Source organism: Hymenobacter tibetensis (assembly GCF_022827545.1).
Taxonomy (GTDB): domain Bacteria; phylum Bacteroidota; class Bacteroidia; order Cytophagales; family Hymenobacteraceae; genus Hymenobacter; species Hymenobacter tibetensis.
Genome location: NZ_CP094669.1, coordinates 1096743 through 1110980, shown reverse-complemented (window position 1 = coordinate 1110980; position 14238 = coordinate 1096743). Strand labels below are relative to the sequence as shown.

Annotated in this window: 13 protein-coding genes; 4 read left to right on the top strand and 9 right to left on the bottom strand. The window is 54.8% G+C overall.

Annotated elements, in window-relative coordinates:
* Window positions 1-23 precede the first annotated feature (23 nt).
* Together tssD and MTX78_RS04600 are read right to left on the bottom strand one after the other, a co-directional pair.
* Window positions 24-1064 carry a type VI secretion system tube protein TssD gene (tssD, locus tag MTX78_RS04605; protein ID WP_243800322.1) on the bottom strand — a complete coding sequence of 347 codons (1041 nt, stop codon included), beginning with the start codon at window positions 1062-1064 and terminating at the stop codon, window positions 24-26.
* 373 nt (window positions 1065-1437) lie between these two features.
* Complete coding sequence (locus MTX78_RS04600) at window positions 1438-3747, bottom strand: S46 family peptidase (protein ID WP_243800320.1); 2310 nt, start codon at window positions 3745-3747, stop codon at window positions 1438-1440.
* 200 nt (window positions 3748-3947) lie between these two features.
* On the opposite strand from MTX78_RS04600, the gene yidD reads away from it, so the two are divergent.
* Together yidD and MTX78_RS04590 are read left to right on the top strand one after the other, a co-directional pair.
* A complete protein-coding gene (gene yidD / locus MTX78_RS04595) occupies window positions 3948-4169 on the top strand; it encodes a membrane protein insertion efficiency factor YidD (protein WP_243800318.1) in 222 nt (73 codons plus the stop codon).
* Window positions 4170-4365: 196 nt separating this feature from the next.
* A complete protein-coding gene (locus MTX78_RS04590; RefSeq protein ID WP_243800316.1) occupies window positions 4366-5265 on the top strand; it encodes an SdiA-regulated/phytase-like domain-containing protein in 900 nt (299 codons plus the stop codon).
* Between the two features lie 82 nt (window positions 5266-5347).
* Here MTX78_RS04590 and lgt read toward each other — a convergent pair whose 3' ends face one another.
* The 7 genes from lgt to MTX78_RS04555 all read right to left on the bottom strand — a co-directional run bounded on the left by lgt (window position 5348) and on the right by MTX78_RS04555 (window position 12090).
* Window positions 5348-6352 (bottom strand): prolipoprotein diacylglyceryl transferase, encoded by a 1005-nt coding sequence (lgt, locus tag MTX78_RS04585; protein WP_243800314.1) that lies wholly within the window; start codon window positions 6350-6352, stop codon window positions 5348-5350.
* Between the two features lie 115 nt (window positions 6353-6467).
* On the bottom strand, window positions 6468-6767 hold the full coding sequence (locus MTX78_RS04580; RefSeq protein WP_243800313.1) for a hypothetical protein: 300 nt from the start codon (window positions 6765-6767) through the stop codon (window positions 6468-6470).
* Window positions 6760-7356, bottom strand: a complete 597-nt coding sequence (locus tag MTX78_RS04575) for an RNA polymerase sigma factor (RefSeq protein WP_243800311.1) — start codon at window positions 7354-7356, stop codon at window positions 6760-6762. Before MTX78_RS04575 ends, MTX78_RS04580 begins: the two co-directional genes overlap by 8 nt.
* Before the next feature lie 239 nt (window positions 7357-7595).
* Entirely contained in the window at window positions 7596-9536 is a 1941-nt protein-coding gene (gene nadE / locus MTX78_RS04570) for an NAD(+) synthase (protein WP_243800309.1), read from the bottom strand.
* Window positions 9537-9694: 158 nt separating this feature from the next.
* The gene (gene rnc / locus MTX78_RS04565; RefSeq protein WP_243800308.1) at window positions 9695-10432 is read right to left on the bottom strand and encodes a ribonuclease III; all 738 of its coding nucleotides are present in this window, start codon (window positions 10430-10432) and stop codon (window positions 9695-9697) included.
* Window positions 10432-11682: a beta-ketoacyl-ACP synthase II gene (fabF, locus tag MTX78_RS04560; RefSeq protein WP_243800306.1), complete on the bottom strand. Its 1251-nt coding sequence runs from the start codon at window positions 11680-11682 to the stop codon at window positions 10432-10434. Before fabF ends, rnc begins: the two co-directional genes overlap by 1 nt.
* Before the next feature lie 171 nt (window positions 11683-11853).
* Entirely contained in the window at window positions 11854-12090 is a 237-nt protein-coding gene (locus MTX78_RS04555; protein ID WP_019948606.1) for an acyl carrier protein, read from the bottom strand.
* 161 nt (window positions 12091-12251) lie between these two features.
* Here MTX78_RS04555 and MTX78_RS04550 point away from each other — a divergent pair, with 161 nt between their 5' ends.
* Together MTX78_RS04550 and pyk are read left to right on the top strand one after the other, a co-directional pair.
* The gene (locus MTX78_RS04550; RefSeq protein WP_243800304.1) at window positions 12252-12680 is read left to right on the top strand and encodes an IPExxxVDY family protein; all 429 of its coding nucleotides are present in this window, start codon (window positions 12252-12254) and stop codon (window positions 12678-12680) included.
* Between the two features lie 114 nt (window positions 12681-12794).
* A complete protein-coding gene (gene pyk / locus MTX78_RS04545; protein ID WP_243800302.1) occupies window positions 12795-14234 on the top strand; it encodes a pyruvate kinase in 1440 nt (479 codons plus the stop codon).
* Window positions 14235-14238: the final 4 nt, after the last annotated feature.

Here is a 14238-nt window from a genome sequence, read left to right as displayed (position 1 = left end):
AGTGGAAGGTAAGCTAGTGGCTTCTATTCTATTGGTAGCACGATATTGAGGTAAGTACTTTCGAGTTGCTGTCGGCTCATATTAGTGGCGTAGGTGCGAATCTGCTTATCAATAATTTTGATGCGCTTCGGCCATTGAGCACCAATGGAAAAATTGACGCGAGCATCACCCATGCCCGTAATAACATGCGGGGGGCCACCTGCTACTTGATCTGGATCATGCAGAGCCGTTTGCGTTGCCAACCATTGCTCAGCCCGTACAGTGGCTTCTGCTTTAGTCAGACTGCGATTTTGACGGCGCAACTCAATTTCTTTGTCGCGTAACGCTTCTTCCCGCGCTACTTTTTGGGCCGCGTCTCCGGTTGGGTCCCGACCACTTTTTTTAATCTTGCTCAAGGCAATGTAGTGGTCACGGTTGGCCATAAACTCAGCCACAGTTAGCCGGTTCAGTCCATCTTGCTGACCTCGCACTTGGCGGATGAACTCTACCGGGTCCATGTCGGGCTTGTTCTTCTTCCGCGACGTCACCTTGAACGGTGGGTCGCCTGTGATCAAAGGAAGCCGCGATACGGTAACTAAGCCGCTAGCAATTGGCGTCACTTTAGCGGAAGCTGTTTTGATTGCTTTGTAGGCATACTCACCAGCGGCAGGCATGACAAACTCGCCGGCCGTGCCGGTTTCCCGGCCCATTTGCTCGGCTGCCAGTGAGAAGTACAGCACCCAGCCCGGCTCCTGCCCGTTGGTTCCTCGCGCATCGAAGTACTCGTAGAGATGGTGCATCGTGCAGCCCCGCCCCCACACCGTCACGAACGTGCCTTGCCCGTCGGCGCGCAGGTACGTGGCCCGGGCCTCTACCACGGCCGTGGCCGAGAGCATCAGCTCGAGCAGGTGCTGGTACGTGCTTTGGTCGAGCCGGCTGGTGACGAACGACCAGGTGCCGGCCCGCACCTTGCTGCGCGGACGACCCCGGTGGTCCACGTACTGCCGCCATTCGTAATGGCTTGCATCAAGCGGAATGGTAACGTTCCCGAGGTATAAAAAAGCTTCAACAGAGGCGTTTTGCATAGAAGGAGATAAGCGCTTTTAGTTGGAAGCCATTACCTGAAAATAGAACTGCAACGGCTTGTCACAGCGCTGCCACTTGTTGTTTTTCTTCTCGATGCCGAAAAGTAAGTCGCACTGGTTAGCAAGACCGTCAGAACACTGCGGGTCGAGCCTGCCTGCTGCTTTTTGCGCGGCTTGTTAACCAAAGCCCAAGCGTTTTTCATAACCCATTCAAATAATGCCCATAAAGGAATAATAGCCCGTAAAATAAGCTTTTTCCAACAGCTAATCTATGGCAAACTGTTGCAGGCCAGGACGACACCACAGCCGAAAAGCCCCGGCACCAACATAGTACCGAGGCTTTTGTATAGGTATTGAATTGGATGCGCTTGGCTTACATACCAGCCGCGGAGCTTTCCTTGCCTTTCTTTTTCTTGATTTTGGTTTTCTGACCGTCTTCGGTTTTCACCTTCATCTTCTCCACGTCACTGAGGCCCTCAGCAGAGGCCGTTGCTCCAGGGCCTACCCCTGGGTTGGGCCCGTTGTTTACTATCGTCATTTCGTCGACGATATGCCGGGCGCCGCCCAGCTTCTCGATGCACCACAACACGTACCGGATATCGGCGTTGATACAGCGCTTCAGCTCGGGGTCGTAGGCCAAGTCACCGGTCATGGCCTCCCAGTTGCCATCAAACGCCAACCCGATTAGCTCGCCGCGGCCGTTGATAACCGGTGAGCCAGAGTTGCCGCCGGTGATGTCGTTGTCGGTGATGAAGGCCACGGGCAGGTTACCGTCTTTGTCGGCAAAGCGGCCATAGTCTTTCTGCTTTAGCAATTCCAGTTCTTTCTTGGGCACTACAAATTCCTCGTTGGTAGGGTCTTCTTTCTCTAGAATGCCCTGAGCAGTGGTTTTGTAGTCGTAGCGCACAGCATCGCGGCCTTTGTAGGGGCGCACCGAACCGTAGCTCAGCCGGATAGTGGAATTGGCATCAGGTGAATACACTTTTTCATTGTTCTTCTCGCGTAGCGCGGCCACGTAGAGACGGTTGGCGCGGGTGAGGCCCCCCTGTAGCGCCTGCGTTTTGGGCAGAATATTCTGCGTGTAGTTGGTGTACACCGAGTTGAAGGTTTTGAACCCAGGATCGGCCTCCAGTTTAACCAATGTAGGGTTCGCCAAGAAGGCATTCACCTTAGCCTCTGACGTCAGGAAGGAATTAGTGTAGACATAGTCGGCGTATTTCGACCACGAGTTTCCGTACTGCTTCTGTACTGTTTCAAACACGTCGGGCAGTTGCCCCTGCGGCACGTCTTTGCCATATAAACTCATCAGCGCCACAAATACCTTCTTATCAGTGGGGGCGCTGTAGTCTTTGAAATATTCAGCTACTGGCTCCTTTAGGCCATCAACCGCTTTCTGGATGGCTTCCTTATCGGTGGGGGTAGTTTTGAGCGTCATGTACAACGGCATCATGCGCGAAGCCAAGGTCACGATTTCCGTTCCGAAAGCGGCTTCATTCACATAGTTGGAACTTAAGTTGTACTCGCGCAGCCCCATGTAGGCTTGGTTGATAGAGCTTAGTGCTTCGCCGTACTGTTGTACCCGCGCCTGATCGGCCCGAATCCACTGATCCAAGGCCGCCTCTTCGGCTTTCTTGGTATCCACCGTTTTCAGGCGCTTCATACCTTCGTTCTGGCCAATGAAATACTTCCAGTAGTTAGCAATGCTGGCGTACTTAGAAGCATACTTCAAGCGCAACGCAGGGTCCTGGTCCATGTCTTCTTTCCACAGCTTAAGGCGTGTGTCGCGCAGCTTGATGCGGGCAGGATTGCTTTGGTCGAGCGTCATTTGCAAACCAGCAGCGGGCAAGAAGCGCTGCGTGCGGCCCGGAAAGCCAAATACCATTGCAAAGTCGCCTTCGCTCACGCCTTGCAGGCTCACCGGCAAGTGCTTTTTGGGTACATACGGCACGTTGTCGGGCTCGGGACCAGCCGTGGGCTTGTTGCTCTTGCTGGCGTACACCCGGAACATCGAGAAGTCGCCGGTATGGCGGGGCCACATCCAGTTATCGGTGTCGCCCCCAAACTTACCCACTGCTTCTGGCGGCGCCCCTACGAGGCGCACATCGCCAAAGCGCTGGTACACGAACAGGTAATATTCGTTGCCGCCGAACATGTCGCGCACATACGCCACGTACTGGCCGTTTGCCTTGGCGGCGTCAGCCATATCTTTCTGGCGCTTCTGCACAATGGCTATGCGTTCCTGCTCGGGCGTACCAGGCGTAATGCCTTCCAACACCTTACCGGTTACGTCTTCCATGCGCACCAGAATGTCCACGAACAAGCCAGGATTGGTTTTTTCGTCGGCGCGAGTAGTCGCGAAAAAGCCTTTTTGCAGGATGTTGTTCTGGGGGGTGCTGTGGGTTTGAATGGCGTCGTAACCGCAGTGGTGGTTGGTTAGCAGCAAGCCTTGGCTGCTCACAAACTCGCCGGTGCAGAAGCCTCCGAGCTGCACTACTGCATCTTTCAGGCTAGCATTGTTGACGTCGTAGATTTCTTCGGCCGTGAGCTTGAGGCCTTTTTTCTGCATATCTGCCTGGTTCAGCCGCTTCACGAAGAGCGGCAGCCACATCCCCTCATCGGCACGGGCCGAAAGGGGCAGCAACAGCGTCAGGAGCAGAACTTTTGCCCAATTGTTTTTGCGCATGAGTGGGAAAGTAAAAAGAAGGATAGATAAGAGATTGGATCAGCTGGCGAATTTACGAAAAGAGTCGGGGCCTACGGGCAGGGGGCGAAGGCAAGAATGCTATTTCACGCAGCGGCCACAATAGAACCCACATAGCAGATTCGTACGCGTAGCAGGCTGTGGCTGCAATTTTTCTCGGCTGTTTCCAGTTCTTTGTTTCTATGTCGTATCTAGTTCGTTGGCTGATGCTAGGGTTGCTGTGGGTGTACCGCCACCTGATTTCGCCGCTCACTCCGGCCAGTTGTCGCTACACGCCCACTTGCTCGGCCTATGCCGTGCAGGCCATTCAGAAATACGGCCCGTGGCGAGGCGGGCGCTTGGCCTTGCGCCGTTTCAGCCGCTGCCACCCCTGGGGCGGCCACGGCTACGACCCAGTTCCGTAACAGCAAGACAAACAAGATATTGCCCGTGCTAACACCACGCTATGCACTCAACCTTTTCCGTAGGGCCACTGCTGCTTGGCTAACTCGATTATCCGGCGCCGTTATCCGTTGCGCTCCGGTTTTACGTACTAGGGTGCATGGTTGCTGTTGGTCACTGAGGCCAACCGTGTTTTTCTGTCGCTTTTCTTATTTCTTGATGTCCAGAATATTCCTGCTTGCTTTAGGCCTCACTGCTTTAGTGGGCTCGGGTTGTTCCCAAGCCCAGAGTGATAACGCCAAAGAGTCTACTGACTCTCCTAAATCTGAAAAGAAGGGTAAGAAGAACAAGAAAGGCGGCAAGGAGAAGGAAGTGGCAGCAGCACTAGAGCCCGTAGGCGAATTGCAGGGTGGCGTACCGGAAAGCTCTGGGTTGGCCCATGGCGGTCGGCCGGGCACGTTCTTCACCCACGGCGATGCGGGTAGAGAACCAATTCTGTATCTCATCAATGAAAAAGGCGAGTTACTAGGGCAGCGTGAGCTACCCGTCACCAACGTCGACTGGGAAAGCCTCTCCGATGATGGCAAAGGCACCATTTTCGTGGTGGACGCCGGCAACAACAACAACTCCCGCAAAGACCTGGTGGTGTACCGCGTCAAGCCGGATCAGCCGGATAAGGTTAGCAAAATCAACTTCCGCTACGCCGATCAAACTGCTTTTCCGCCACCTAAAGAAGAGCGGAATTTCGATTGCGAAGCCTCCCTCTGGAATGCCGGCAAACTCTATCTTTTCACCAAAGACCGCGCGCAGCAGACCACCAGCAAAGTGTATACCCTGTCGGATCAGCCCGGCACTCATACTGCGCAGCTGCTAACGAAACTCGCCGTTGATGGCGAAGTAACTGATGCCGACCTAAGCCCTGACGGACGCCATTTGGCTTTGCTGGGTCGGGAGAAGCTTTACCTATTCGAAGGCACTGACTTGGCTAGCGCACTCAAGGCTACGCCAAAAACCGTTTCTCTGAAAGGAGCAGGCCAGACAGAAGGCGTTCTATTCCTCGACAACGGCACTCTGTTCATCAGCACCGAACAAGGTGCGCTGTACCGCTACAAACTGTAAGCGTTGGTACAGTTCTATAACGCAACACGCCTCCCCTGCTAAGCAGAGGAGGCGTGTTGCGTTATGCCCGCAGAAGCGCCGGCTACACCTTGATGGCTTTTTTGTTATTGGCCTCTTCTTCGTCTAAATCACGCGGCGCGTAGCCGTACGGATTGTTCGGATTCTTGCCAGCGCGGAACAGTACCCATAGACCGACCAAGATCAGCGGCAAACTCAGAATCTGTCCCATGTTGAGTGGCAGCTTGTCTTCGAAGGCTTCTTGGTTTTCTTTCAAGAACTCGCCTAAGAACCGTTGGGTGAACAGCAATACCACAAAGAGGCCGAACAGTAAGCCGCGCGGCGTGCGGTCCTTGGTGCGGTTCCACATGCTGTAGAGCAGCACCAACAGGAAGATGCAGAAAGCAGCTTCGTAGATCTGGGTGGGGTGGCGCGGCACGGCTATCGGCGACTCGGGCGTAACGGCCGTTCCCTCAGGCAACATGCGGTAGGTTTGGGTACCGTCGGGGCGCATGGCGGGTTGTGCGGCTACCTGCACAGCACCTGGAGGCAGGGGCTGCACAGCAGGCTGCAAGTGGTCGGCGTCGCGGACAAATACAAACGCCCAGGGTTTGTCGGTTGGCTCGCCTACAATTTCCGAGTTCATGAGGTTGCCCAACCGAATCATGGCGCCTCCCAAGGCCACCACAATCACAATCCGGTCGAGTACCCAGAGATAATCGAACTTGTTGTTGCGGGCAAATAGCCAAGTTGCCAGCAGGATACCAAGCGTGGCACCATGGCTGGCCAGGCCGCCTTCCCAAATCTTGAATATCTCCCAGAAGTGCTCGGAAGTCAAATAATACGCAGGATCGTAGAACAGCACGTGCCCCAATCGTGCGCCCAGAATGGTGCCGGCCAGCATGTAGATGGTAATTACATCCACCCAACGCGGCGACGTCCGTTCGGATTTATAGATGTGCGAAAGAATGAACGTGCCGAACACGAAGCCCGACATGAACAGCAGCCCGTACCAACGCAACGTCAGCGGCCCGATTTTGGCCAGGATAGGGTCGGTGTTCCAGGTGATAAAGGCGAGGAAGGAAAGCATGGTCACGAAAAAATGGAAACGATTCAAAGGTAATCAGACATTCGGTTTGCGACTTTGCAAACCGCTCTTCCGCTCAGGCGTTAGGCAGAAGCAGCGCCTAACTGCCGCAAACCCATCAGCGGGCCGGTAACGGTGCTTGCTGCTCGCTAGGATAGAGTTGGTTGGCCGGTGTAGCTGAGCGCAGTTCGGCGCCGTCGCCGCTGAGCATCAGCAATAACCCCAGCATGAGGGCATAGCTCGGCCAGCGCAGCCACGTAGGCAGCGGTTGGCGCTCCATGGATGCCTCACCAACGAGCCGGGCGCGCACCCGATTGTAAAAGAACGGCTGAGGCTGGGCAGGAACTCGGGTACGCCAGTGGTGCAGCAGGTTTTCCCATTCTTCATCGGCAGTGAGGCGATTGTCGGAATCAGGCATGACGTAGAGGAATAGTAAGATGGGTACGAAGGGTTTTGCGGGCGCGAAATAATAAGGATTCCACTGCCGGCACAGTGGTTTCGAGCACAGCAGCTATTTCCTCGTAGCTCAGTTCCTGCTCGTGGCGTAGCGTAAAAGCCACCTGCTGCTGGCTGGGCAGCCGGGCAATGTGCGCGAGCAAAAGCGCCAACTGCTGCTGCCCTTCTAGTTGCGCCTGCGGGTGCGCATGGTCAGTGGGCTCGTGTAGCACTTTGTTGTCGAAGCCCAGCAAACTGGTAAAATATGCAAAGCGCTTTTGGGCCCGGGCCCGCTGCTGGTGCTTCAGGGCCCGCGAGGTGGCCAACCGGTAAAGCCAGGTACTTAGCGCTGCTTCGCCCCGAAACCTGCCAATTGTTTGATACACTTCCACAAACACTTCCTGGGCTACGTCTTCGGCCTCTTCCGGCGACCGTAGGAGAGCCACTACTGTGCGGTAGATGCGGTTCTGGTAGCGCTCCACCAACGTGCGAAACGCAGCCTCACTGCCCTGTTGCAACTGCGCTACCAGTTCGGCATCAGCGGAAGCAGCCCCGTATTGCGTTGCAGGCACGATGCAATGAGCAGTAGGCAGCGGGAGTGTATACACCAGTGAAGCGAAAACTAAAGAGTAGAAACGACACCTGCTCAGCGCCTGGCTTTTCCCGCGACTATTGAGGTTCTGTCTGATTAGGCCAATTTAACGCGTAAAACTTGCGCCCTCTCTCCTGCTTTTCATACAACGTATTGAGCGTTAAGAGAATATCTTGTGAAGATATTCTCTTAACGCTCAAGGTGAAATCCGGAGACCAATTATAGGTTAGCTAATTCTTCGGTGTAACCGCCACTCAGGATGGGGAAACGCAGCCAGGAGCGGGGGTCCACATTGTAATCGTCGAGGTGGAAGCTGGGGGCGTATCGTTCGCGCTTCCACTGGTTGCGGCTCCAGAGGCTATAGAAACGCTTCACGTAGGTTTTCAGGAGTTCAGGGTCGATGGCAGACTCCTCTTCCACCAAAATGGCCAGCACCTGTTGCGGACTCAACCGATCATAGAAAGCCAGCCGTTCGATGCGGTTGAGAATGATATAAGGCATCAGGTCCCGCTCATCAGTCTGCTTTTCTTCGAGCGGCCGCAGCTCAGCGGTAGGCTGTAGGTTATTTACATGGCTCAGGGCTGTGTAGCCTAGCTCGGTTTGCGCCCACCGCAGCCACTTCTTCACAAAATCCTTGTCGACGCCGCCTATGGGCGAGATGCTACCGGCCGTGTCGCCGTCCATGGTGCAGTATCCTACAGATGCTTCTGAACGGTTGGAAGTGGTAATAAGCAAACAGTTCTGCACGTTGGCCAGCAGCCAGATGGCGGGGGCCCGTACGCGCGCCTGAATGTTTTGCAGCGCCAGGTCGTCGGTTTTCCAGCTCAGTTCCCGGTTTAGTGCATGCTGGATTTTGCCCACGTAGCCACTTACTTCTTGGTCAATCTCCCAGTTGTAAAATACCGCTCCTATCGAATCCGCCAGTTCTTTGGCCGAGTTGAAAGTATCGTCAGAAGAATTGACGGTGCCCTGGTAGGCGCAGGTCAACAGACGGTGAGTAAGCTGCTTGTTAATAGCTTTTTGCTGCTCGTCTGGGTCGGTCAAAGACGCATCTTTCGGACCGGGCGTGTTTTGGTCGGGCGTAGGCGCCACAGGGCCGGCAAGGGTTTCTATCTCCTCAGCGGTGAAGCACCCGCTACGCCGCATAAATTCAGCAGTGCCTAGCTCCGTTGTACCCAGTCGCACCATTTCAGCCACTGATACTGCGCACAAGCAGGAGTCCGCCCCGCCGCTCAAACTCAGCACAAAGCCGCGGCTACGGGCCTTGCGCATATAGTCGAATAGCGCCAAACTAAGGGCTTGGTTCAGCTCCCGGTACTCATCGGGGGCGGGCAGCGGATCAATGGCGTCAAGCGAAACTGGTTCGAGTGGCACCGTGAAATCCACATCCACACATTCCATATCCACTTCCTTGAAGCTCATGAGCTGGTTGCGCAGCAGCAGGTGCCCGTTGCGCGCAACCAATATTTCGCCGTCGTAGGTGATGCGTCCGGCTTCGTTGCCGAGCAGGTTGGCGTAGAGGTAGGTGCAGTTAAAGTTTCGCGAAGCCCGCAGCACCAGTTGGTAACGCAGGTCGGTTTTGCTCATGGCGAAGTGCGAAGCTGAAGGATTCACAATCAGATCCACCCGGCCTTGCAGCCGACAGGCGGGCCGTACGTTGTCGGGTCGCCACGCGTCTTCGCAGATTTCAAAGCCAAACTTTACGCCCTGATGCTCGAAAATCATGTCGCCTAAGGTCCACTCCTCTCCTTCCCAAGCCACCGTGCTAGTTTCGCCAGCTGGCCACGGGTGGAAAAAGCGCGGCTCATAGTGTACCCCATCATTGGCCAGAAACTGCTTGGCCGCAAAGCCCAGGATCTGCCCGTCGCGCAGAACGGCAGCCGTATTGTAGGTGCGGTGCTGCAGGCGCACTGGCAACCCCACTACCACGCAGATACCTTCCGTCCAGGGCCGGATTTGCTGCAAGTGGGCTAGTGCCTGCTCCGGTAGCCAGTCGCTCAAGAACAGGTCTTCGCAGCCGTAGCCCGTTAAACACAGTTCCGGCAAACACAGCAGTTCTACCCCGGCAGCTTTAGCCTGCTCGATAGCCTCGCGGATAACCCGCAGATTATGGGTCCAGTCAAACGGTATTTGGTTGAGGGCGGCGCCAGCAATTCGCATAAGTCAGGATGAAAGATGATTCTGCAAATCAACTCCATTTCTGCAGATCAGGTTGCCTCTCATTCCTTACAAAACGCTGGCGTGCCTCTGCGAAAGCACCATTTTCAGGTTTTCCGCAGAGGCACGCCAACAAATACTGTACTCCTCGAAATAGGTTTTTACACTCCTAGTGCCTCCAAAGCTCGTTCCGCGGCTAGTTGCTCGGCCTGTTTCTTACTTAGGCCCATGCCCGTCGCTATAGCTTCTTCGTCCAGCAATACGGTAGCCGAAAACTCCATCACGCCACCAGGCCGCGATTCACCGCTTAACTCGTAGCGAAGAACTTTGCCGTTGCGCTGTGCCCATTCAATCAGCTTGCTCTTGAAGTTGGTCGTGGTTTGAGTCATCGACTTCACGTCCACGTACGGCTTCACAATACGACCCAGCACAAACTTGCGGGCCGATTTGTAGCCCTGATCCAAGTACACGGCACCGACCAATGCTTCCAGCGCATTGCCGTTTACGGAGCGCGAGCGAGCCGCTCGGCCCTGTCCCGGATCAAGCTGCACCAACTTGTCGAGGCCAAGCTTCAAGGCCAACGAGTTGAGACTTTCCCGGTTTACAATGCGGCTGCGCATCTCCGTCAGGAACCCTTCTTGCTCGTAGGGAAACTTACGAAACAGGTACTCGGCTACCACCGTACCCAACACCGCATCGCCGAGAAACTCCAGTCGCTCATTGCTTTGCTGCCTTCCTTGCTCTCCTTGCTGCCGCACCACCGACGAATGGGTGAACGCCAAACGATAGAGCCGCACGTTGGAAGGCGTGCGGCCCGTTATCGTCGCAATGGCTTGCAAAAAGGCCTGGTCTTGGCCCAGCATCCGCCGAAAAAACCCGAACAAGGGCAAGCCTGCCATTACGCCTTAAACTTGCGGAACACCACCGACGTGTTGTGCCCTCCGAAGCCAAACGTATTGCTGATGGCCACATTCACCTCACGGGTTTGGGCCTCGTTGAACGTGAAGTTCAGCCGGGCATCCAGTTCAGGGTCGTCGGTGAAGTGGTTGATGGTAGGCGGAATGATGCCGTACTGAATGGCCAAAATGCTAGCCACCGACTCAATACCACCGGCCCCACCCAGCAAGTGCCCCGTCATGCTCTTGGTAGAGCTGATGTTGAGGTTATAGGCATGCTCCCCAAACACCTTCTGAATGGCTTTCACCTCGGCGCCATCGCCCAGCGGTGTGCTGGTGCCATGGGTGTTGATGTAGTCAACTTCTTCCGGTTGAATCCCCGCATCACGCAAGGCGTTCTGCATCACCAATACCACGCCTTCCCCGGTTGGGTCAGGAGCCGTGATATGGTAGGCATCCGAAGAAAGACCACCACCGATTATCTCGGCATAAATCTTCGCACCGCGGGCTTGCGCATGTTCGAAATCCTCGATTACTAGCGCACCGGCCCCTTCACCTAGTACGAAACCATCTCGGTCTTTGTCGTAGGGCCGGGAAGCAGAAGGCGCATCATCGTTCCGTTCGCTCATGGCTTTGAGGGCATTGAAGCCCCCAACGCCCGCTTCGGTAATGGCTGCTTCCGAACCACCGGTTACTACCACATCGGCCATACCCAGGCGGATGTAGTTGTAAGCGGCTACAATGGCGTCCGAGGAAGAAGCACAGGCCGAAGTTGTAACGAAGTTGGGTCCGCGGAAACCATTCTTGATGGAGATGTTGCCCGACGAGCTGTCGGCAATCATCTTCGGAATGAAGAAAGGGTTGTAGCGGGGAGTTCCGTCGCCTTTGGCGAAGTTGAACGACTCGTTTTGAAAGGTTTGCAACCCGCCAATACCCGAACCCCAGATGACGCCTACCCGGTCCTTGTTTACGCCTTCAGCCAAACCGGCATCGAGGATGGCCTCGTCGCTGGCAATGACAGCAAACTGCGTGAACAAATCCATTTTCCGACCCTCTTTGCGGTCGAAGTAGTCATCTGGATTGTAATTCTTCACTTCGCAGGCGAAGCGAGTTTTGAACTTGCTGGCGTCGAAGCGGGTGATGGGTGCGGCGCCGCTCAGGCCCTGGCGCAACCCCTCCCAATATGTTGGGACGGTGCTACCGAGTGGCGTGATGGCCCCCAGCCCTGTAACGACAACTCTCCGAGAAGCCATAGGAATGGACAGAGATTACAAAAAAGTAGGAAAGCAAAACGGCCGGCGGCAGGCCGACCGAATGCGCGAAAACCGCTAGAAAACAAGTATTTGGCAGCTAATAATGAACTGTAGGATGCCTTGACAGGCTGGAAGATCCTAATGCTCTGCACCAATTACTTCACTGTTCACTTATTTGGCGTGCTCCTCGAGGTAGCTGATAGCCTGACCCACGGTACCGATGTTTTCGGCTTGATCATCGGGGATAGACACGTTGAATTCTTTTTCAAACTCCATAATCAGCTCAACCGTGTCGAGCGAGTCGGCACCCAAGTCGTTGGTGAAGCTTGCCTCTGGAGTTACCTCTGATGCTTCTACGCCTAGTTTGTCGATGATGATGGCTTTTACTTTTTCTGCAATTTCAGACATTTCCGTGGGGGTTTAGAGAAAACTCGCCACAAATAACACCATCTTCCCTAACATTTTCAAACATCGACTGCCTAATCTTCCAGGTACAAGATTCTGACCTGAGCAGTTCATTTCGAAGGCTAGGTGTGTAATTTTGCTTGCTCTGGCTTCGGTACCCGCTTATGAAAACTCTCACCCTGGACGTAGAATACGAGTGCAACTTCGACTTATTCGGAGTGGTTTCGTCGAGCCGTGAGCACACGTTGGCGTGGCAGCTCAACCAGCTTTTGCGCCTGCGCCTCGTGAAACAGCATGACCTGATTTACGATTTGTTTAGCCAAGGCCGGTTGGTCATCAGCAACTACTTGCACGCCACCGAACACTTCACCTTGCGCCTCCTGCGCAACCGCTCTTTGGACCCCTCAGTACTCAAAAAACCCTTCCTGGCCCCCGATATCAAAGAATATGACTACCTGATTCAGGTCAGTAACGGCAGTGGCGCGCTAGCTCCCGAAACGCTCGTGACGGAACTTGCAGCCCTGCCCGTCGTGCAATACGTATGTCAATTCGACCCAAATAGCCTGAAGTTTAAAGAAAATCTGCTCTTTTGAGGATTGTAGCGCCAAGCTCCAGCTTGGCGACTTGTCAGCGCCGCGTGCTGGCTACTCTCTTTTTACACTCACCGTTCAACCGCTCACCAAGCTGGAGCTTGGCGCTACTTGCCCATGGAAACACGTGCTCAGTTCAATAAAACCAAAATTGTGGCCACTGTCGGCCCAGCATCCAACACCTACGAGCGGCTAGCCATGCTCATCCGCGAAGGTGTGGATGTATTTCGGCTCAACTTTTCGCACGGTTCCCACGAAGACCACCTCTCCGTAATTAACACCGTACGCCGGCTCAACAAAGATCTGCGCACCAACGTTGGCTTGCTCCAGGATTTGCAGGGCCCCAAGATTCGGTTGGGTGATGTAGAAGGTGGAGGCGTTGAGATTACGCGCGGCGACAAAATCAAGCTGGTATGTGGCGAAAAGGAAATTAGCACGGCTACGCGCCTGAGCACCATATATATGGGTTTGGCACGCGACGTAAAGCCGGGCGACATGATTCTGCTCGACGACGGTAAAATAGAGCTGAAAGTGCTGGCCACTGACCGCGAAACCGAAGTGGACGTGGAAGTAGTATACGGCGGCCTCGTGAAGCCCCGCAAGGGCATCAACCTTCCCGACTCCGAGGTGTCAGCCCCTTCCATGACGGAGAAAGACATCGAGGACCTCAAGTTTGGGCTCGAAAACGATGTTGACTGGATTGCGCTGTCGTTTGCCCGCCGTGCCGAAGACATCCGCTTTATTAAGAGCCTGATTGCGGAAGGCGGCAAATCCACCCGCGTAATTGCCAAGATTGAAACTCCTGAAGGCCTTAAGAACCTCGATGAAATCATTGCCATTACCGATGCCGTGATGGTAGCCCGCGGCGACCTTGGCGTGGAGGTGAAGATGGAAGAGGTGCCCATGGCCCAAAAGATGATTGTGGAGAAGTGCAACAAAGCTGGTAAGCCAGTTATTGTCGCCACTCAAATGATGGAAAGCATGATTTCGGCTCCACGCCCAACACGTGCCGAGACCTCCGACGTAGCCAACGCCGTGATGGACGGTGCTGATGCGCTGATGCTGTCTGCCGAAACAGCTGTGGGTCAGTACCCCGCTGAGGTGATTCGTTCGATGGTAGGCACCGTGGCCAGCGTGGAAAGCCGCATGCAGAGCCTCTACAACCACTGGTTTCCCATCGACCCAACGGCCCCAAGCTTTATGGTAGACAGCTTATTGTCAGCTGCTTGCCACTTAGCCAAGAACACGGGAGCCAAGGCTATTACGGCCATGACGCACCGCGGCTATACGGCCTTCCAAATTGCCAAGTACCGTCCCAAAGCCAACATTTTCGTCTTCACTGATAACCGTCCGCTCCTAACTACGCTGAGTTTGGTGTGGGGTGTACGTGGCTTCTATTATGACCGCATGGTGAGCACTGACAATACGGTCCTCGACATCAAATACGTGTTGACTACGATGGGCCACCTGCAAAAAGGGGATGTGTTCATCAACACCGCTTCTATGCCAATCAACGAGAAGGGCAAAGCCAACATGGTAAAAGTAAGCGTAGCTTAAACGC

What these genes read in the sequence shown, in the direction of transcription:
- fabF (WP_243800306.1), bottom strand. Translation starts at nt 11,682, where the DNA reads ATGGCTTCTCGGAGAGTTGTCGTTACAGGGCTGGGGGCCATCACGCCA.
- MTX78_RS04580 (WP_243800313.1), bottom strand. Translation starts at nt 6,767, where the DNA reads ATGCCTGATTCCGACAATCGCCTCACTGCCGATGAAGAATGGGAAAAC.
- MTX78_RS04555 (WP_019948606.1), bottom strand. Translation starts at nt 12,090, where the DNA reads ATGTCTGAAATTGCAGAAAAAGTAAAAGCCATCATCATCGACAAACTA.
- yidD (WP_243800318.1), top strand. Translation starts at nt 3,948, where the DNA reads ATGTCGTATCTAGTTCGTTGGCTGATGCTAGGGTTGCTGTGGGTGTAC.
- MTX78_RS04590 (WP_243800316.1), top strand. Translation starts at nt 4,366, where the DNA reads ATGTCCAGAATATTCCTGCTTGCTTTAGGCCTCACTGCTTTAGTGGGC.
- pyk (WP_243800302.1), top strand. Translation starts at nt 12,795, where the DNA reads ATGGAAACACGTGCTCAGTTCAATAAAACCAAAATTGTGGCCACTGTC.
- tssD (WP_243800322.1), bottom strand. Translation starts at nt 1,064, where the DNA reads ATGCAAAACGCCTCTGTTGAAGCTTTTTTATACCTCGGGAACGTTACC.
- MTX78_RS04550 (WP_243800304.1), top strand. Translation starts at nt 12,252, where the DNA reads ATGAAAACTCTCACCCTGGACGTAGAATACGAGTGCAACTTCGACTTA.
- MTX78_RS04600 (WP_243800320.1), bottom strand. Translation starts at nt 3,747, where the DNA reads ATGCGCAAAAACAATTGGGCAAAAGTTCTGCTCCTGACGCTGTTGCTG.
- rnc (WP_243800308.1), bottom strand. Translation starts at nt 10,432, where the DNA reads ATGGCAGGCTTGCCCTTGTTCGGGTTTTTTCGGCGGATGCTGGGCCAA.
- nadE (WP_243800309.1), bottom strand. Translation starts at nt 9,536, where the DNA reads ATGCGAATTGCTGGCGCCGCCCTCAACCAAATACCGTTTGACTGGACC.
- lgt (WP_243800314.1), bottom strand. Translation starts at nt 6,352, where the DNA reads ATGCTTTCCTTCCTCGCCTTTATCACCTGGAACACCGACCCTATCCTG.